Below are 19902 nucleotides of genomic sequence, written 5' to 3' on the forward strand. Positions count from 1 at the left end.
GAACCAATTAATTAGCTGAATTGTAATCAGCCAAAAACAAAAAGGCGACCTTTTGGCCGCCTTTCTTATGCTTTTCTGTCAAGGTTACTTAGTGTGTAAGCCTTTTTTCTCCAGCGCTTTGTAAATCAACGTTTGCTGGATAAGCGTAACGATGTTCGACACCAACCAGTATAGAACCAGACCTGATGGGAAGAACAAGAAGAAGAAGGTAAACATAACCGGCATAAAGGTCATGATCTTCTGTTGCATTGGATCCGTTACTGTTGTTGGGCTCATCTTCTGGATTAGGAACATTGACGCACCCATCAGTAGAGGCAGGATGTAGTAAGGGTCCTGCGCTGAAAGGTCATGAATCCAACCGAAGAATGGAGAGTGACGTAGCTCAACCGATTCCATTAGTGCCCAGTAAAGCGCGATGAAGATAGGCATCTGTAGGATAAGAGGTAGACAGCCACCCAGTGGGTTCACTTTCTCTTTCTTGTACAGTTCCATCATTTCTTGGCTCATGCGCTGACGGTCATCACCGATGCGCTCACGCATTGCTTGCAGCTTAGGCTGTAGCATGCGCATTTTCGCCATAGACGTGTATTGCGCTTTCGTTAGTGGGTACATTGCACCACGAACGATGAAGGTCAAACAGATGATTGCTACACCCCAGTTACCCACAAAGCTTTGGATGAAAGCAAGCAATGAGTGAAGTGGTTTAGCGATGAACCATAGCCAGCCGTAGTCCACTACTAGGTCTAGGTTTGGTGCTACTGCAGCCATTTCTTTTTGTAGCTTAGGACCAACCCATAGTGTTGCTTCAAACTTCGCTTGGTCACCCGTTGCGATAGTTTTGTTTGGCATACGTACGCCGATGTCACCTAGGTTACCAATCACGCGAGTGTACAGGTTAGTACCTGGTTCGTTGCGTGGGATCCAAGCTGCAGCGAAGTAGTGTTGGATCATTGCTGCCCAACCTTGGCCATCTGCTAGGTTGATAGACAGGTTACGATCCTGCATATCTTCAAAGCTGTATTTCTTGTAACGAACGTCTTCTGTTGAGTAAGCACCGCCACGATAAGTCGGCATTGTGATGCTACCACCAGCGTCCATTAGGTTTTGACGCAAGTGAGCGTACATACCAAATGTTGCGTTGTTACCAGAGTTGTTCACAACATCGTATTCCACGTTCAGCGCGTAGCTGCCACGTTTGAATACGTAAGTTTTGATGTATTCGATACCGTTTGCAGTGAATGTCATTGGAACGCGTAGTTCGTCTTGACCGTCAGCTAGAGTAAAGCTGTCTGCGCTCACGTTGTAGTGAGGACGGTTAGTGCTGCTAAGATCGATACCTTGAGGACCCACTAGACCGCTTTGTGCGATGAACTGGTGGCCTTTGGTGTCTTTTAGCAGAACGAATGGGTCTGATGAATCAAGTTCAGCAGCGTATTTGTTCAGGTCGGCATGTACCACATCGCCACCAACGGTGTCGATCGACAGAGTTAAAACATCAGTCGTTACTGTGATAGTTTTTGCAGAAGCTTGCTGTTGGCCAGGAACTGGATCCAAGTCATCAGCAAAAGATGGTGCAGGTAGAGTACTGCTTGATTGAGCCTGTTCAACCGCTTGAGGTGCTGGATTCTTTGCTACTTGCCATTGTTGAAACAGCAAGAAAGAAACCAGTGCCAGAGCGATAAGCAGGATATTACGTTGAGAATCCATCGTTAGTTATCTCTGTCTTGTTTTTGGACTGGTGGAACGGGGTCATACCCCCCTTCATTCAAAGGGTGGCATTTTAATAGACGTTTGCCTGATAACCAACATCCTTTTACAAAACCGTGAGCTCTCAAAGCTTCTAGCGCGTAAGTGGAACAAGTTGGAGTGAACCGGCAACGAGGACCAATCAGAGGGCTGATAAACCAGCGATATAGATTAATGAGCCCAATGGCTATCCACGTGAAGGGCGAGACAGGCGATGCCATAGCTTATCAAACAACTTAAATAATTCCTCATTGCTTAAATCTTGCGCGCTTTTCTTTGCAATCACAACAAAATCTTTATTTGGAAGTTGATGTTGATTGTTACGAAAGCTTTCACGAGCCAAACGCTTAAAGCGGTTACGACCAACAGCAGTTTTGATTTGCTTTTTCGGAACAGCTAAACCTAATCGAGGATGAGAAAGTTTGTTATTGCGTGCAATGATGGTGAAATGAGGCGAGCCAGCTCGATGAGCTTGCTGGAAGACGTTTTGATAATGCTCGGGAGTTAACAAGCGTAACTCCCGATTAAACGCGTACGTGTTCAAAATAAACTAGCGATTATTTTGATAGGCGCGCACGGCCTTTTGCACGACGTGCGTTGATAACTTTACGACCGTTCTTAGTTGCCATGCGAGCACGGAAGCCGTGAGTACGCTTGCGCTTTAGAACTGTAGGTTGAAAAGTGCGTTTCATGATAATTACCTTTACTGATCAGTAGTTTTAGGTTCTTGTTAAACCCGGCGTGGGCATTTTGCTTTCTTTATATAAAGAAGCTCTTTATTAAAGAAGAACAACCGACGCCTCTCAACAAAGAGGCGGAATTGTAATCACACTCACATAATGTGTCAATGACTCATGAGTACGAAATTCCGGCCGGGCGATTATACGTAGTGTGAGTAAAATCTCAAGGATCGATTGATCTTGATGCTTGATCTTTACTCTATTCCAACTTGGTTAAGGAATTTTTTCAAACGAGGATCTTGTGGATTATCGAATATATCTTGTGGAGAACCTTGTTCAACGATGTTGCCTTCGGCCATAAAGATCACTCTATCCGCCACTTCTTTGGCAAATTGCATCTCGTGCGTGACCACTAACATTGTTTGATGTTGATTAGCTAACTTCTTCATTAATGAGAGAACTTCTCCAACCCATTCTGGATCCAACGCAGATGTTGGCTCATCAAAAAGCAACAGTTCCGGTTGTAGCGCCATTGCTCGGCCGATACCCACACGTTGTTGCTGGCCACCAGACAGAGCCGCTGGATAACTTTCTCCTTTATCGCCAAGGCCGATGTCATCCAGAATTTCTTGAGCACGCTTGAGAGCGTCTTCTTTTTTCCAGCCGCGTACCGTGATCAAGCCTTCTGCGATGTTCTGACGCGCGTTCATATGAGCAAATAGGGCATAGTTTTGAAAAACAAACCCAGTTCGGCGGCGTAGAGCCAATACTTCGGCTTTGGTATGTTTTTGTGTATCGACGGAGATGTCATCGATGGTAATGCGACCTTCATCCGCTTGCTCTAAGAAGTTAACAGTACGTAGAAGTGTCGATTTACCCGTACCACTTGAGCCAATAATAACGATGATCTCACCTTGCTTGATATCGAGATCAATACCTTTGAGGACTTCTGTTTCGCCAAAGCGTTTGTGGATATTTTCTAATTTGATCATCGTACGTACGCCTTATTCAATTTCGCTTCTGCCCAAATTTGTACTCGAGTCAGAATCACCACCACACCCCAGTAGATAAGAGCGACGGCAAGGAAAGCTTCGAAGAAGCGGAAGCTAGAAGAGGCTTCCATCTGCGCTTTAGCCATGATTTCAGCCACACCCAGCGTGAAGGCGAGGGAAGTGGACTTAATCATATCGATGAAATAGTTCATAAGAGAAGGCAGTGCGACGCGCGTTGCTTGTGGCAAAATCACCCGACGCATTGCTTGAGGTGTCGTCATCCCCACTGACAAGCTCGCTTCCATCTGACTGCGATCGATACCAATGATGGCGGCGCGAATACTCTCTGCCATATAAGCGGCAAAGTGGAGCGTTAAGCCAATCACTGCCGCAGAAAAGGCATCAATGCCCACCATGAATGGGAAGATTTGCGGTAAGCCGTAGTAGAGCAAAAACAGTTGTACCAAAAGCGGAGTACCACGGAAGAAGCTGATGTAAAGTTGGCTCAATTGGTCGAGAACTGGCAGCTTAAATACGCGAATGTTCGCTAAAATAACGGCTAGAATCAGTGAAAAGACCAATCCCCATGTGGCCATTTCCATGGTTGTGCCAAGATACTTGAGCAGTATTGGCAACAGTTCCAACATGTAATTAAAATCAAATCCCATACGACTTACCTTGAGAAAAGAAAAGGTGGAATACGAAGTTCCACCTTGTCATTGAGTTAAAAAAGGACGCGAGATAAAGCCCTGCGTCCTAAAAGAAGAGAAGTTTTACTTAGTGATGTCGGCACCAAACCATTTCACAGAAATCTTCTCTACTGTTCCGTCGGCACGCATCTCTTCAAGCGCTTTATTCACTTCTGCCTGTAGCTTACGACCTTTTTCGTTATCAACGAATGGCCAAGCGTTTTGAATCGTTTCAAATGGTTCACCCGCAAGTTGTAGCGGTAGACCGGTTTTCTTAATCAGTTCTAATGCAGACAGACGGTCCATAACGAACGCATCAGCACGACCTAGCGCTACATCGTGCTCAATACCTGTATCGTAGGTCTTGATGTTGATCTTGCCGTCTTTGTCGTAACTGCGGAGCAACTGCTCAAAGTTAGAGCCTAGGTTAACCGCAACGGTTTTGCCTGCTAGATCTTCAACACCTTGGATGCTGTCGTTGCCTTTACGTACGGTAATTTGCGCACCGTCTACTACGTATGGGTCAGCAAATAGGTATTTCGCTTTACGTGCGTCTGTCATGGTGATCTGGTTTGAGATGGTATCAATACGGCCCGTTTCAAGAAGGCCAAACAAACCAGAAAAGTTCGCTGTTACGTATTCGATCTTGTAATCGTTACGTTTACCGATCTCATCCCACATATCCACTTCAAAACCTTGCAGCTTATCTTGCTTCACAAAGGTGAATGGGAAGTAACGGCCAGACATGCCTACTTTTACTTCAGTAGCGGCTTGAACGGTCGCGGCAGACAAAGCGATGGCTGCAACGGCAACCTTAATCCAGTTTTTCATAATACATCTCCATACTTTTATGGTTGGAAATACTACTGTCAGTTAGCTCAATTAAAGAAATAACCAAGTGCAATAACCTAGACCTCAGAGTAATAAGATCTTATTTGGTATAGATAGTAGTCAAGATATAGGGATAAATGATGAAAAAACGATCGGAAAGAGCAGAAATGACGATCGAAAAAAATCGATGAACCGAAATTCATTCACAGAGTTATCACCAATTGCTCGATCTGGCTGATTTTGCCCAAATGTGGATCAATGTGTGGGCAAATTTGGGGCAAGATGTGTTGATCTCGCTTAGTTGGGCGAAATAATTGTGAATAACTTAGATCTTATTCACTGGATCATCGATCAATTGCTGGCGATCTTGGTTATCAACAGGTAAAATTGCCAGTCTTTTCCGATAATTCAAATACTCAGTGGGGGCACCGTGTCATCTTCGCTTTGGTTGCAATGTTTGCAGCAGCTTCAAGAAGAGCTACCAGCTACAGAATTCAGCATGTGGGTTCGTCCGTTACAAGCGGAGCTCAATGACAATACTCTCACTCTGTTCGCTCCAAACCGCTTTGTTTTGGATTGGGTTCGCGACAAGTACCTGAACAGCATCAATCGTCTACTGCAGGAATACTGCGGTAACGACGTCCCTAGCTTACGCTTTGAAGTGGGCAGTCGCCCAGTTGCAGCTCCTAAGCCGGCACCGACACGTACGCCAGCTGATGTAGCCGCTGAATCTTCAGCACCAGCGCAATTGCAAGCTCGTAAGCCTGTGCATAAAACGTGGGATGACGACGCTCAAGCGATCGCGAACATCAATCATCGTTCAAACGTGAACCCAAAGCACAAGTTCAACAACTTCGTGGAAGGTAAGTCGAACCAACTAGGTTTAGCTGCAGCACGTCAGGTTTCAGATAATCCGGGCGCAGCTTACAACCCGTTGTTCCTTTACGGTGGTACGGGCTTAGGTAAAACGCACTTGTTGCATGCCGTGGGCAACGCGATTGTGGATAACAAGCCAAACGCGAAAGTGGTGTACATGCACTCTGAGCGTTTTGTGCAAGACATGGTAAAAGCACTGCAAAACAATGCGATTGAAGAATTCAAACGTTACTACCGCAGTGTTGATGCGCTTCTTATCGATGACATTCAGTTCTTTGCTAATAAAGAGCGTTCACAGGAAGAATTCTTCCATACCTTCAACGCGTTATTGGAAGGTAACCAACAGATCATTCTTACTTCAGACCGTTATCCAAAAGAGATCAGCGGTGTGGAAGATCGTCTAAAATCACGTTTTGGTTGGGGTCTAACGGTTGCGATCGAGCCGCCTGAATTAGAAACCCGTGTAGCGATCTTGATGAAGAAAGCCGAAGACCACCAAATCCACCTAGCAGATGAAGTGGCGTTCTTTATTGCCAAGCGTCTACGTTCTAACGTTCGTGAGCTGGAAGGTGCACTGAACCGCGTTATTGCAAACGCCAACTTCACTGGTCGTCCAATTACGATTGATTTTGTTCGTGAAGCGCTGCGCGATCTGCTTGCTCTACAAGAAAAGCTTGTAACGATCGACAACATTCAAAAGACGGTCGCAGAATACTACAAGATTAAAGTGGCGGACTTGCTGTCTAAACGCCGCTCTCGCTCGGTTGCTCGTCCTCGTCAATTGGCGATGGCGCTGGCAAAAGAGCTGACCAACCACAGCTTGCCTGAAATTGGTGATGCATTTGGTGGTCGTGACCACACCACTGTGCTGCATGCATGTCGCAAGATTGAGCAACTGCGTGAAGAGAGCCACGATATTAAAGAAGATTACTCTAACTTGATTCGCACCCTGTCTTCGTAATCGGTTAGAATGACAGTATTCTAAGCAAATCATTAATTGAGCTGACAGCGTAAAGAGCCAAGCATGAAATTTACCATTGAACGTAGTCATTTAATCAAACCGCTACAACAGGTTTCGGGTGCACTAGGTGGCCGACCAACCCTACCAATTCTTGGTAACCTACTGATTAAAGTAGAAGAGAACGTGTTATCCATGACCGCAACCGATTTGGAAGTGGAATTGGTGAGCAAAGTGGCTCTAGAAGGGGATTTTGAAGCGGGCAGCATTACCGTTCCTTCTCGTAAATTTCTTGATATCTGCCGTGGTCTACCAGATTACTCTATCATCACCTTCGTACTAGAAGGCGATCGCGTACAAGTTCGTTCTGGCCGTAGTCGTTTCTCACTGGCGACGCTTCCAGCGAACGATTTCCCGAACATTGAAGATTGGCAGAGTGAAGTGGAAGTATCACTGACTCAGTCTGATCTGCGTACGCTGATCGAGAAAACACAATTCTCAATGGCGAACCAAGACGTTCGTTACTACCTCAACGGTATGTTGTTTGAAATCGACGGTACGACGCTACGTAGCGTGGCTACTGACGGTCACCGTATGGCGGTATCTCAAACACAACTCGGTGCCGATTTCGCACAGAAGCAAATCATCGTGCCGCGTAAGGGTGTGCAAGAACTTGTGAAGCTAATGGACGCACCTGAGCAACCTGTCGTGCTACAAATTGGTAGCTCAAATGTGCGTGCAGAAGTGAACAACTTTATCTTCACTTCTAAGCTTGTTGATGGTCGTTTCCCTGACTATCGCCGTGTAATGCCGCAAAGTACGACCAAAACACTAGAAGCAAGCTGTGATGAATTACGCCAAGCGTTTTCTCGTGCAGCGATTCTTTCTAATGAAAAATTCCGTGGTGTTCGTGTGAATCTTGCGGGCAGTGAAATGCGCATTACTGCCAACAACCCAGAGCAAGAAGAAGCAGAAGAAATGTTAGACGTGACCTTTGAAGGTGACGCTATCGAAATCGGCTTCAACGTTAGCTACGTGCTTGATGTGCTTAATACACTGCGTTGCGATAACGTACGTGTGTCGATGTCAGATGCGAACGCAAGTGCGTTGATTGAAAACGCAGACGACGACAGTGCCATGTACGTGGTGATGCCAATTCGTCTATAAGCCATCTGAATGCCACTTTCTCGCCTCATCATTCAGCAGTTTCGAAACATTAAAGCCTGTGATATTGACCTATCAGCAGGCTTTAACTTTCTTATTGGGCCGAACGGCAGCGGTAAAACCAGTGTTCTAGAAGCGATTTACTTGCTCGGACACGGACGCTCTTTCAAGAGTTCGCTGACGGGCCGAGTTATCCAAAATGAGTGTGACGAACTGTTTGTTCATGGTCGTTTTTTGAACTCGGATCAATTTGAGCTACCTATCGGCATTAATAAGCAGCGTGATGGCTCAACAGAGGTTAAAATAGGCGGTCAATCTGGGCAAAAACTGGCACAACTCGCACAAGTTTTACCTTTGCAGTTGATACATCCGGAAGGGTTTGATCTACTAACGGATGGCCCAAAACATCGTCGTGCATTCATCGATTGGGGTGTGTTTCACACCGAGCCAGCTTTCTATGATGCATGGGGACGTTTCAAGCGTCTTAACAAGCAACGTAATGCACTGCTTAAAACCGCCAGAAGTTATCGTGAACTCAGTTATTGGGATCAAGAGATGGCGCGTTTGGCTGAAAACATCAGTCAATGGCGAGCGCTGTACATCGATCAGATGAAAAGCGTAGCGGAAACCATCTGTCAGACATTTTTGCCAGAATTTGAGATCCAATTAAAGTATTATCGTGGATGGGACAAAGATACCCCTTATCATGAGATACTAGAAAAAAATTTCGAGCGTGATCAGTCGTTGGGCTACACCTTTAGTGGTCCGAATAAGGCTGATCTGCGCATTAAAGTGAACGGAACGCCTGTTGAGGACGTTTTGTCACGCGGTCAATTAAAACTCATGGTGTGTGCATTGCGTGTAGCGCAGGGGCAGCACCTTACCGAAATGACCGGAAAACAATGTATTTACCTAATTGACGACTTTGCGTCGGAATTAGATAGCCAACGTCGCAAGCGTCTTGCTGACTGCTTGAAAGAGACGGGCGCACAAGTATTTGTAAGCTCTATCACTGAAAGCCAAATCGCCGATATGTTGGACGATACGGGCAAATTGTTTCATGTGGAACATGGCAGGATAGAGTCAAACTAGAAGAGAGAAACTCATGTCTGAAAATTACGATTCATCGAGTATTAAGGTACTGAAGGGTCTGGATGCGGTACGTAAGCGTCCAGGTATGTACATCGGCGACACGGACGACGGCACTGGTCTTCACCACATGGTCTTCGAAGTGGTGGATAACTCAATTGATGAAGCGTTGGCAGGTCACTGTAAAGACATCGTTGTGACAATTCATGAGGACAACTCGGTTTCAGTTACGGATGATGGTCGTGGCATTCCAACAGAAATGCACCCAGAAGAAAAAGTATCAGCAGCAGAAGTTATCATGACGGTACTTCACGCTGGTGGTAAGTTCGACGATAACTCATACAAAGTATCGGGCGGTCTTCACGGCGTAGGTGTTTCAGTAGTAAACGCACTGTCTGAAAAAGTGGTTCTGACTATCCACCGCGGCGGTCATATCCATACGCAAACTTACCATCACGGTGAGCCTCAAGCGCCACTAGCAGTAATTGGTGATACTGACCAAACGGGTACACAGATCCGCTTCTGGCCAAGCGCTGAAACCTTCACAAATATCGAGTTCCATTACGATATCCTAGCAAAACGTCTACGTGAGCTTTCTTTCCTAAACTCAGGTGTTTCTATCAAGCTGGTTGATGAGCGTGAAGCAGACAAGAGTGACCACTTCATGTTTGAAGGTGGTATTCAAGCGTTCGTTGAGCACCTAAACACCAACAAAACACCAATCATTGAGAAAATCTTCCACTTCGATTTTGAACGTGAAGATGGCATTGCGGTAGAAGTGGCAATGCAATGGAACGACGGCTTCCAAGAGAACATCTACTGTTTCACTAACAACATCCCGCAACGCGATGGTGGTACTCACCTTGCTGGTTTCCGTGCTGCGTTAACGCGTACGCTGAATACCTTTATGGATAAAGAAGGTTTCTCTAAGAAAGCGAAAACAGCAACATCTGGTGATGACGCTCGTGAAGGTCTAACTGCGGTTGTTTCAGTTAAAGTGCCAGATCCTAAGTTCTCTAGCCAAACTAAAGACAAACTGGTTTCTTCTGAAGTGAAGTCAGCGGTTGAATCAGCAATGGGTGAGAAGCTGTCTGAGTTCCTGATTGAGAACCCGACAGAAGCGAAGATGGTTTGTTCGAAAATCATCGATGCAGCTCGTGCTCGTGAAGCAGCGCGTAAAGCTCGTGAAATGACTCGTCGTAAAGGCGCACTAGACCTAGCTGGCCTACCAGGCAAACTTGCAGACTGTCAGGAAAAAGATCCTGCACTCTCTGAACTATACATAGTGGAGGGTGACTCGGCAGGCGGCTCCGCAAAACAAGGCCGTAACCGTAAGAACCAAGCAATCCTACCGCTAAAAGGTAAGATTCTTAACGTAGAAAAAGCGCGTTTCGACAAGATGCTTTCTTCTCAAGAAGTAGCAACGCTGATCACTGCACTAGGCTGTGGTATCGGTCGTGACGAGTACAACCCGGACAAACTGCGTTACCACAACATCATCATCATGACCGATGCTGACGTCGATGGTTCGCACATCCGTACGCTACTGTTGACCTTCTTCTACCGTCAAATGCCAGAGCTTATTGAGCGTGGCTACGTGTACATCGCTCAGCCACCGCTTTACAAAGTGAAGAAAGGTAAGCAAGAGCAGTACATCAAAGACGAAGACGCGATGAACCAATACCAAGTTGCTTTGGCACTTGATAACGCATCGCTACACGTAAACGCAGAAGCGCCAGCATTGGCAGGCGAAGCACTAGAGAAGCTAGTTCAGCAATACAACGCTGGTATCAAGCTAGCGGATCGCATGAGCCGCCGTTACCCAAGCGCACTAGTTCATGAGCTAATCTACACGCCGCGTCTAACGGCAGAGCAATGTCACGATGCTGCAGCAGTAGAAGCATGGACAAAACAGCTAGTTGAACAGCTAAACGCGAAAGAAGTGGGCGCAAGCCAATACAGCTTCGAAGTTGAGCAACACGAAGAGCTAGGTCTAAACCTACCTAAGATCATCGTACGTACTCACGGTGTGACTCATGACTACGCACTAAGCATCGACCTACTGAACTCGAAAGAGTACGGCAAACTAGCGGATCTATCTGAAGCTCTAGACGGTCTGCTAGAAGAAGGCGCTTACATCAAACGTGGTGAGCGTACTCAGCCGGTATCAAGCTTTGCAGCGGCACTTGAGTGGCTAATCAAAGAGTCGCGTCGTGGTCTAAGTCTACAGCGCTACAAAGGTCTAGGTGAGATGAACCCAGATCAGCTTTGGGAAACCACAATGGACCCTGAGACACGTCGCATGATGCAAGTAACAATTGAAGATGCGGTAGGCGCAGACCAATTGTTCACAACGCTAATGGGTGACCAAGTTGAGCCGCGTCGTAACTTCATCGAAGAGAACGCGCTTAAAGTAGCAAACCTAGACGTGTAGTCGGACAGACTCAGTCAAATCATACTAAAAACGCCATCTCGCAAGAGGTGGCGTTTTTTTATTGGGTAGAAACGAGATAAAAGAGTCGAGATACGAGAACGGCTGCGCCCTATGAATATGGGAACGCTTCGAGAGGGAGGGACGACCGAGTCGGGGATCTAAAAATATTTTCACCGGAGCCCTTGAAAGCCCATTTTTCGACCTTATATCTAGTTATGAAGAGGGATGGCTAACTTGCTCAACAAGAGAAGAAAAGCGCCTCTGGAATCGCTAAACGAGATCGCTCAGGAGAGGATACTCAGTTTTAGCACACAACTTGACCCTAGATTCGACATCATGTCCCCGTACCTAAAGAGTAGGTCAGAGGAATGAATCATCGGATCCCTTAGCTCGGCGTTTTCTTGCATAAATGCGCCACGTGGATGACCCTCATCTGGGCTAAGACTATTGCTTAAAAGAGGATAGATTATGCGTAATGTAGATTTCTCACCACTATACCGTAATGCAATTGGCTTCGACCGTCTGTTTAACCTGATGGAAGCAAGCTCTGCGAAGAACACTTCTGGCGGTTACCCTCCATACAACATCGAGCAAAAAGACGAGCACAACTACCGTATTACTATGGCAGTCGCTGGCTTTGCTGAAGATCAGCTCGATTTGACTCAAAACGAAAACATGTTTATCGTGAAGGGCGAGCGTAAAGCAGAAGAAGGTAAAAACTACGTTTACCAAGGCATCGCAGAACGCGATTTTGAACGTAAATTCCAACTTGCGGACTACGTAAAAGTTGTCGGTGCATCAATGGAAAACGGTCTACTTCATGTTGATTTAGTTCGTGAAATTCCAGAAGCGATGCAACCGCGTAAGATTGCTATCGGTGGCAACAACCTGATTGAAAACAACTAATCAGCTAAAGACATTTCAGTTAACCACACGGTTATAGAATGAGAAAGAGCGCCTTCCATATGGAAAAGGGCGCTCTTTTTAGTTTGGGGCTTTCAAAGCCGCAATTTCAAAGAGAAGCGGCAGAGTTTTATCGGTCTATTTACCTTCGCGATAAGCCTTTTCCACTTCTTCTGCGATAATCGCAATGCCTTTTTGCATCATCTCATCGTCTTGAACGTAGTTCATACGCAAGCATTGGTGCGCATGATCCCACTCGTCTTTCTGACCAATAAAGAAGTATTCACCCGGAACAATCAAGACCCCACGCGCTTTCAAGCGTTGGTACAGTTCCATTGTCGTAATTGGCAGTTCATCGAACCATAGCCATAAGAAGATAGCGCCTTCTGGTTTGTGAATACGGAAGCGCTCATCGGTAATCGCTTCTTGGAGCAGTTCAACTGCACGTTGCGACTTCTGCTTGTAGAACGGCTTAATCACCTCAGAGCTCAGTTTAAGCAGGTCGCCTTTGCCAATGATGTGGTTTGCTAGCGCTGGACCAACACTGCCCGGTGCTAGGCTGATGATGCCGTTCATATTGGTTAATGCTTGAGTGATTTCTTCACTCGCAATCACAATGCCACAACGCACGCCCGGCAAGCCAAGTTTAGATAGGCTCATGCACAGGATGGTGTTTTCATTCCAGAACGGCTCGACATCTTCAAAGATGATGTTCGGAAAAGGTAGACCGTAGGCGTTATCGATAATCAGCGGAATATTGTTCTCACGTGCTAGCTTGTCCAGTTTACGTACTTCTTCGTCTGTCAGTACGTTACCTGTTGGATTGGTTGGGCGAGACGCGCAGATTGCCGCAACAGAGTTATCGACGGTGAGCTGCTCAAAATCGACGTGGTATTTAAACAGACCGTTATCTAACAGCTCGATCTCTGGGTGGTAAGAGACAAAGATATCTTCATCAATACCTGCGTCACCATAACCGATGTACTCAGGCGCGATAGGCAGTAGCACTTTCTTGTGCGAACCGTCAGGCTGTTTACCTGCCAACAAGTTGAACAAGTAGAAGAAGCCACTTTGGCTACCGTTTGTGAGGCTGATGTTTTTCTCGGAAATATCCCAGCCGTAAGTTTCACGGAATAACTGAGCCAACGCTTTAACGAACGCGTCTTTGCCTTGCGGACCATCATAGTTGGCGAGGGCGGCGACGAGCTCCCCACTGGCGAGCATTTCCTCACTGGCTTGGCGAAAGTAATCGAGCATGGCAGGAATGGCGGCTGGGTTACCTCCACCGAGCATGATGGCACCTGGTGTGCGCAGGCCATCATTCAAATCGTCCATTAACTGCGTTATACCTGAATACTGATTAAATTTTTCACCAAACTTAGAGAACTGCATTTGTCGTTATACCTAATTCATTGTGATTGCTTTGTGTATGTTTGTGCCGATGTTTTATCGGCTTATCGAGTAATCCTTGACCTTACCTCAATGCGTAATTAACGCAAAGTGTGAATTAAGCCGAAAAAGAAAAAATCGGACCACAATGATTTTTGTTGTGATTAAGTAAACGTTTTCCTATGCGAAAACTGAATCCAACCTGAATGAAACCTCGCTATCTGTCAGAGCAGTGTCAGGTACTATGGTCTTCATTTGCTCAAAATCTCCTCAATTCTTACTATCCCCTCCGTCATCTTTTTGACGTGTTAGAAAAATTGAGGAGTCAAAATGTTTACTAACTTATTTGTAAAAACACAACTGTTCATCGAATCATTCAAAAACGACGAGCGTGGCGTAACAGCAATTGAATACGCAATCCTAGGCGTGTGCATGTCTGCAATCGTACTAGCAGTATTTAATGATGCACTACGTGAATCTCTACAAGGTGCTATCGATACCATTTCAAGCAACATCACGGCTGCGAACTCTGCTCCTGCTGCTGGCTAATAGCTTGTTGGGAAAACTATGGTGGCTACTTCCCCTTGCCACCATGGCTTTTATAGCCTGTTATCAAGACATCAAATACCGAAAAATACCCAATGGAGTGGCGTTAAGTGTTGCTTTGCTGGGTGTTTTTTTTGTCTTGAATAAAGGGGAGTACAGTCACGCACTGTCTTCAATGGTGATATTGGCGATAGGCGCTGTGCTGTTTCAACTACGAATCCTCGCAGCGGGGGACAGCAAATTACTGGCTGCATTTGCACTGATGATTGCACCGCAGTTCTTGCCGTTGACGATTTGGTTGATTGTCACTTTGGGCGGAGTTCTTGCTCTGACGCAGTGGCTTGTTAGCCAAATAGGTAATCATCCTGCTGGGATGGAAAGAGGTGTGCCTTATGGTGTGCCCATTTGTCTCGGAAGCCTGTTTGGCATCGCTGCATCTTTATAGGTGAACCATGAATTCAAAAGTCATTCTTGTTTTGGCGGCGATTGCCATTTCGGTCGGGCTTTATGGCGTGACTCAATCACAGCCAACCGCTCCGGTTGTACAAACACAACAGCCGAAGAAAGAAGAGAAAAAATTTAAAGTCTGGACGTTAAAGCGCGACCTAAAACGAGGTGAAGCACTGCAACGTCGAGATTTGGTGATTGAATACTTAACCGAGTCACAAGCGGCGCAACAAGGGATTGATAGCGATATTAAGCTCGATTGGAGCAAGCGCCTAATTGTGGTTGAAGCTCTGAATCAAGGTGAATGGGTGACGAAAGAGGTGCTGACTTCTCCGGGAGAAAGCGATTACCTCTCGACCGTGGCTAAGCCTGGTTACGCACCGTTCAATATCACGGTACCGGGTGATGATGTGGTAGGAGGAACGATTGCCGTTGGTGATTTGGTCGATATCTCTGTTATTTCCACCATGGACCAAAATCTCTCGGCAGATAACACCGTGTCGGACATTGAGCATCTGACCATGACACCGCTGATTGCTCAAGTTCCTGTGCTGTACATGATCTCGAAACAACGCTTAGTCAGTACATTGACCGACCAGAAAACCACTGATGTCACTTTAGTGTTGCAAGTAACTAACCGTCAGTTGGCTAAGTTGTCGGTAGCAAAACGCATCGCAGAAATTACGGTACATAAATCGATTGGTGAGCAGTTTGTGGATGAACTGCATGCGAACTCAAGCGATGTGATTCGTTTTGCTGATGAAAGGCAAACCACGAAAACCCAATCGATCAAAGAATATCGATTCAACTAGGAGGCAAGATGAAAACCATAACTCGATTTAGCATCTATTGCTTAATGCTTGTTTCCACGGCTTTACAGGCTCAGGGCATAACGACGCTTTCGGCTGGTGGCGCGAGAACCTTATCGTTCAAAGCTGAGGTTGATTCGGTGTTTGTTTCTAACCAAAAAGTGGCGGACTACCAAGTTATCGATGCTCACAAGGTGGTGTTACTGGGTAAATCAGAAGGTGAAGCGTCGTTCATCGTGTTTGACCGTGATGGTTCAGAGCTTATTAATCAAACCCTGATTGTCAGCAAAAGCTACCGCAATATTGAGCAGCAAATTCAAGTGCAGTATCCATACTCTGATGTTCAAGTTAACGGTATTGGTAGCAATGTTGTATTGAGTGGCATTGCGCCTTCTGACAATGAACGCGACAACATCTACACCTTGGTGGGTGAGTTGTTGGGTAAGTCTTCCAGTAACCATGATTTTGAAATGCCAGAACTCGATAGCTCAACTGAGGACCTTCAAGTGGACTTTATGTCTCGCCCTACCTATCAAGGTGTGGTGAACAACATTGAAGTCACCGCGACGAAGCAAGTTAACGTCAAGTTGACCATTGCAGAAGTCTCCCACAGCTTTATTCAAGATTTTGGTATCAAGATGGGCTCTGGTGGTGATGTTGGCATCTTTGTCGATCAGTTAACTAGCTTTAGTGCCGATGACATTGTTTCTGTTATCTCAGCTGTCGGTTCTGACAAGGTAGGCCAAGTGTTGGCAGAGCCAAATCTGTCGGTGATTTCTGGAGAGCAAGCAAGCTTCTTAGTTGGTGGTGAAATGCCAGTAGTAACGGTGGTCGACGGTGCCAGTGATGTCGATTACAAGGAGTTCGGCGTGCGATTAGACCTGATGGCGAAAGTACTGCGTGATGACAAAATCAAATTAGCATTGTCACCAGAGGTTAGCTCTTTAGATAACACCTACACCAGTGAAGTGTTTGATTTACCGGCTTTCAAAACTCGTCGTGCACAAACCACCGTTGAATTAGGTGACGGTCAAAGCTTTGTTTTGGGTGGCCTGCTTAATAGTGAAGAGCGCGAATCACTGACACGAATTCCTTTTATTGGTGACATTCCTGTTTTAGGGGCGCTGTTTCGTCACACAGGAACAGAACGCAACAAAACCGAGCTGATTATTGTGGCAACCGTCAACTTGGTGAAACCAGTGAAAGCCAATCAAATCCAGCTACCAACCATGGAAAAAACCGGTACGTTACGACGCTTTTTTGCACTTGATGGTAGTTATGACAAAGCTCAAGACCAATGGGCTGGTGAGGTTCTTAACGCGGGAGGTTTCCGTCAATGAAAAACTGGATGTTAGCGCTATTTGCGATTACAGCACTATCCGGCTGCGCAGACCATATTGTTGAGCCTCGCGGGACCAGCATTTCACTCAAGCCAACTGAATTTAGCTTTGCGGTACAAAGCCAGAATCAAACTTACGCCATGAATAAGCTCACTCAGTTTGTTCGTAAGTATCCGAATCAAGCGGGCAGTAAATGGCAGATCACCAGCTACAACGCTCAAGGTAAAAAGTTGGCGCAGCAGTACCGCATCGCACTGTTGCAACTAGGCGTGGCGGCCGAACAGTTAGTGCTCGAACATCGCCCGGAGTCTCATCGCTTTGATGTACAAGTATCGGTGATTCAGCTTCAAGCTCAGCTTGAGGTATGCCACCAAGAGGTTATCGGTGATTACGGTTTGGGTCACCTAGGTTGTTATACCGATGGCAGCCGTTGGCAGTCGATGGTTAATCCGCAGAATGCGCTTTGATATTGAGGAACACTCATCATGTTTGATTTAGTGGATAAGTTGAGTAAGAGCACGCCAAATCACACTCAACAAAAAGAAAATAAGTGTGCGTTCTTGTATCAAACCGCTGCGTGCAAAGACTTAGTTCATAAGGCGTTTCGCTTTGAAGGCTTAGTCGAGCCAATTACGGTGAACAACCAAGAAAAAAACTACCCAGAATTGCATACGCACTCAAGTGTGGAAGTGGTGATTGTTGAGCTGAATAAAAGCCAAAGCGTGGTTGAAGATGCAAAAAACATTGCCCATCAACTGCCTACACATGTGTCGGTTGTGGTCGTTGGCAGCGAAGATGCGATCTCAACGATTCGTGCATTAAAACAGCTTGGTTTTTATTACCTATTTTGGCCAGCGACCGACAAAGAAATCATGGAGTTTTACCATGGTGTGCGTCGTAACCGTCAGCAGCAAAGTGGTGTGGCTTCGAATCGAAAAGCAAAGCAAGTGGCGTTTCTTGGTGTGAAAGGTGGTGTTGGAACGTCTTTGATCGCCAGTGAAGTGGCGCGTTCATTGGGGCGTCATCATAAAACGCCTACCTTGTTGGTAGATCACACCTACACCGGCAGTAATATCGATGTGCTTTTAGGTTTGCAGAAATTCAGTAAACGCAGTGTACGCAAAGGTACTTTGGTATCGAGCATTGATGGTGATTTCGCCACTAGCTTAGTGCAACGTCTGGAACGAAACCTTGCGATTTTAGGTTTGGAGTCGGATGCGTTTACGCGTGCTGAGCTGCATGAATATACCCAAGCGCTCAAAGAGCAAGTGGTTAAGAACCATTCATTTGTGATTGAAGACTATTCACATACCGTCACCACAAATGAAGAGTTCGATCGTGCAGTGGCTGAGATTGATACGTTAGTGGTGGTGTTTGATGCCACGGTGTCGTCGCTACGAGAATTAAACCGCGTAGTGTCTGAGCTAGAAACGCGCTATCCAGAGCTGCCGCTTCTTACCGTGATGAATCAATCGCGTCCAGACAATGCGGCCTCAATCAGTATGTCTGATGTCAGCAAGTATTTTGGTCGCAAAGCCGATTGCAAAATAGAGTTTGACCACAAAGCGAACCATTACCTACTTCAAGGTCATCAACTGATTGATACCAAATCAGAAATGCAGCAAGGCTTGAGTGATTTAGTCGCATTGCTGGTGGGTGACAAGCCACAACAAAAACGTTCTTGGGTACAAGAACTGTTTAGTCGCTAAAAAGGAGTAGGGAATGCAACATTCTAAACAAACCTACATCCATCTGCGTGACCAAATTTTTAATGCTTTGGATGCATCAGTACTAGAAAGCTTATCGAAAAGTGACCTAGAACGTCAGTTAAGTAATGCGGTAGATATGTTGGTTAGTCGCGACCAGCTATCAGTTTCTTCTCTGGCGAGAAGCGAATATGTCGTGAGCATGATTCATGAGTTAGTAGGTTTGGGACCGCTTCAGGTCCTGATGGATGACGACACCATTACCGACATCATGATCAATGGCCACCAGCAAGTGTATGTCGAGCGCTTTGGTTTAGTACAACAAGCGGATGTGCATTTTCTCGATGAAAAGCAACTCGCAGATATCGCGAAACGTATTGCTAGTCGTGTTGGTCGTCGTGTTGATGAATCGTCACCTACGTGTGATGCGCGCTTAGAAGATGGCAGTCGTGTGAATATCGTCCTGCCGCCAATTGCCATTGATGGTACTGCAATATCGATTCGTAAGTTTCGGCAGGAAAGCATTGGTTTTGCTGACTTAGTTGAATTTGGCGCATTGAGTCCTGAGATGGCGAAGTTGCTGCAATTGGCTGCGCGTTGTCGCCTGAACATTCTTGTCGCCGGTGGTACAGGGTCGGGCAAAACAACGTTGTTAAATGCTTTATCGCAATACATCTCACAAGGTGAGCGAGTGGTAACGATTGAGGATACTGCTGAGCTGCGATTGCTTCAACCTCATGTGGTTCGTATGGAAACTCGAACAGCAGGCATCGAAGGTTCTGGTGAAGTGAATTCACGCGATCTGATGATTAACTCGCTGCGTATGCGCCCAGACCGCATCATTGTTGGTGAGTGCCGTGGTGCTGAAGCGTTTGAAATGTTGCAAGCGATGAACACTGGCCATGATGGTTCCATGTCGACGTTGCATGCTAACAGCCCACGTGACGCCCTTGCCCGAGTGGAGTCCATGGTCATGATGGCAACCAATAATCTGCCACTAGAGGCGATACGCCGCTCTTTGGTAAGTGCAGTGGATCTCATTATACAGGTCAATCGACTTCACGATGGCTCTCGTAAAGTGATGAGTATTACGGAAGTAATTGGTATGGAAGGACAAAACGTTGTGCTTGAAGAGCTATTTTGCTTCCAATCTGATCCGCATCATTACGAAGGCAAAATTACCGGCCGTTATGAAACGACGGGTGTCATGAGTCGTTCAGTTTTGTTTGAAAAAGCACGTTTCTACGGAGTGGACAAAGATCTTGCTGACACCATCAGCGCTATCGAAGCTGTGGGGTAAGCC

Annotated in this window: 20 protein-coding genes; 12 read left to right on the forward strand and 8 right to left on the reverse strand. The window is 46.2% G+C overall.

The genetic code is table 11. The features are described 5' to 3' along the window. Positions 1–84: 84 nt before the first annotated feature. From yidC to VCHENC03_RS00185, 7 genes are all read right to left on the reverse strand, one after another. The gene (yidC, locus tag VCHENC03_RS00210) at positions 85–1707 is read right to left on the reverse strand and encodes a membrane protein insertase YidC (protein ID WP_009708036.1); all 1623 of its coding nucleotides are present in this window, start codon (positions 1705–1707) and stop codon (positions 85–87) included. Between the two features lie 2 nt (positions 1708–1709). Next, positions 1710–1967, reverse strand: a complete 258-nt coding sequence (yidD, locus tag VCHENC03_RS27165) for a membrane protein insertion efficiency factor YidD (protein WP_078608021.1) — start codon at positions 1965–1967, stop codon at positions 1710–1712. Beyond that, positions 1934–2257, reverse strand: coding sequence for a ribonuclease P protein component (rnpA, locus tag VCHENC03_RS00205; protein ID WP_009699098.1), 324 nt, complete (start codon positions 2255–2257; stop codon positions 1934–1936). The genes yidD and rnpA overlap by 34 nt, the downstream gene beginning before the upstream one ends. Positions 2258–2303: 46 nt before the next feature. Beyond that, on the reverse strand, positions 2304–2438 hold the full coding sequence (gene rpmH / locus VCHENC03_RS00200) for a 50S ribosomal protein L34 (RefSeq protein ID WP_005378825.1): 135 nt from the start codon (positions 2436–2438) through the stop codon (positions 2304–2306). A 242-nt stretch (positions 2439–2680) separates the two neighbouring features. Next, entirely contained in the window at positions 2681–3418 is a 738-nt protein-coding gene (locus VCHENC03_RS00195; RefSeq protein WP_005440831.1) for an amino acid ABC transporter ATP-binding protein, read from the reverse strand. Further along, positions 3415–4086 (reverse strand): amino acid ABC transporter permease, encoded by a 672-nt coding sequence (locus tag VCHENC03_RS00190; protein WP_005440833.1) that lies wholly within the window; start codon positions 4084–4086, stop codon positions 3415–3417. Before VCHENC03_RS00190 ends, VCHENC03_RS00195 begins: the two co-directional genes overlap by 4 nt. Before the next feature lie 105 nt (positions 4087–4191). Next, complete coding sequence (locus tag VCHENC03_RS00185) at positions 4192–4938, reverse strand: amino acid ABC transporter substrate-binding protein (RefSeq protein ID WP_005440835.1); 747 nt, start codon at positions 4936–4938, stop codon at positions 4192–4194. Between the two features lie 430 nt (positions 4939–5368). Between VCHENC03_RS00185 and dnaA the strand changes: the two genes are divergently transcribed. The 5 genes from dnaA (at position 5369) to VCHENC03_RS00160 (ending at position 12365) form a co-directional block, all read left to right on the forward strand. Next, positions 5369–6775 (forward strand): chromosomal replication initiator protein DnaA, encoded by a 1407-nt coding sequence (gene dnaA, locus VCHENC03_RS00180; RefSeq protein WP_005440837.1) that lies wholly within the window; start codon positions 5369–5371, stop codon positions 6773–6775. 63 nt (positions 6776–6838) lie between these two features. Beyond that, the gene (dnaN, locus tag VCHENC03_RS00175) at positions 6839–7939 is read left to right on the forward strand and encodes a DNA polymerase III subunit beta (RefSeq protein WP_009708037.1); all 1101 of its coding nucleotides are present in this window, start codon (positions 6839–6841) and stop codon (positions 7937–7939) included. 9 nt (positions 7940–7948) lie between these two features. Further along, positions 7949–9028 carry a DNA replication/repair protein RecF gene (recF, locus tag VCHENC03_RS00170; protein WP_009708038.1) on the forward strand — a complete coding sequence of 360 codons (1080 nt, stop codon included), beginning with the start codon at positions 7949–7951 and terminating at the stop codon, positions 9026–9028. 13 nt (positions 9029–9041) lie between these two features. Next, complete coding sequence (gyrB, locus tag VCHENC03_RS00165) at positions 9042–11459, forward strand: DNA topoisomerase (ATP-hydrolyzing) subunit B (protein ID WP_009708039.1); 2418 nt, start codon at positions 9042–9044, stop codon at positions 11457–11459. Positions 11460–11927: 468 nt separating this feature from the next. Further along, positions 11928–12365, forward strand: a complete 438-nt coding sequence (locus VCHENC03_RS00160) for an Hsp20 family protein (RefSeq protein WP_009708040.1) — start codon at positions 11928–11930, stop codon at positions 12363–12365. A 135-nt stretch (positions 12366–12500) separates the two neighbouring features. On the opposite strand, the gene VCHENC03_RS00155 is transcribed toward VCHENC03_RS00160, so the two are convergent. After that, positions 12501–13754, reverse strand: a complete 1254-nt coding sequence (locus tag VCHENC03_RS00155; RefSeq protein WP_009708041.1) for a valine--pyruvate transaminase — start codon at positions 13752–13754, stop codon at positions 12501–12503. Between the two features lie 327 nt (positions 13755–14081). On the opposite strand from VCHENC03_RS00155, the gene VCHENC03_RS00150 reads away from it, so the two are divergent. The 7 genes from VCHENC03_RS00150 to VCHENC03_RS00120 are packed head-to-tail and all read left to right on the forward strand — an operon-like array spanning position 14082 to position 19899. Next, positions 14082–14300 carry a Flp family type IVb pilin gene (locus VCHENC03_RS00150; RefSeq protein ID WP_009708042.1) on the forward strand — a complete coding sequence of 73 codons (219 nt, stop codon included), beginning with the start codon at positions 14082–14084 and terminating at the stop codon, positions 14298–14300. Between the two features lie 4 nt (positions 14301–14304). Continuing rightward, positions 14305–14742 (forward strand): A24 family peptidase, encoded by a 438-nt coding sequence (locus VCHENC03_RS00145; protein WP_032803173.1) that lies wholly within the window; start codon positions 14305–14307, stop codon positions 14740–14742. A gap of 7 nt (positions 14743–14749) precedes the next feature. Next, entirely contained in the window at positions 14750–15556 is an 807-nt protein-coding gene (gene cpaB, locus VCHENC03_RS00140) for a Flp pilus assembly protein CpaB (RefSeq protein WP_009708044.1), read from the forward strand. An 8-nt stretch (positions 15557–15564) separates the two neighbouring features. Then, complete coding sequence (locus VCHENC03_RS00135) at positions 15565–16893, forward strand: type II and III secretion system protein family protein (protein ID WP_009708045.1); 1329 nt, start codon at positions 15565–15567, stop codon at positions 16891–16893. Further along, positions 16890–17360, forward strand: coding sequence for a hypothetical protein (locus tag VCHENC03_RS00130; protein ID WP_009708046.1), 471 nt, complete (start codon positions 16890–16892; stop codon positions 17358–17360). The genes VCHENC03_RS00135 and VCHENC03_RS00130 overlap by 4 nt, the downstream gene beginning before the upstream one ends. 18 nt (positions 17361–17378) lie before the next feature. Beyond that, the gene (locus VCHENC03_RS00125; protein WP_009708047.1) at positions 17379–18602 is read left to right on the forward strand and encodes an AAA family ATPase; all 1224 of its coding nucleotides are present in this window, start codon (positions 17379–17381) and stop codon (positions 18600–18602) included. A gap of 13 nt (positions 18603–18615) precedes the next feature. Beyond that, the gene (locus tag VCHENC03_RS00120; RefSeq protein WP_009708048.1) at positions 18616–19899 is read left to right on the forward strand and encodes a CpaF family protein; all 1284 of its coding nucleotides are present in this window, start codon (positions 18616–18618) and stop codon (positions 19897–19899) included. Positions 19900–19902 lie beyond the last annotated feature (3 nt).

It is taken from the genome of Vibrio sp. HENC-03, from assembly GCF_000305755.2.
Classification (GTDB): Bacteria; Pseudomonadota; Gammaproteobacteria; order Enterobacterales; family Vibrionaceae; genus Vibrio; species Vibrio owensii.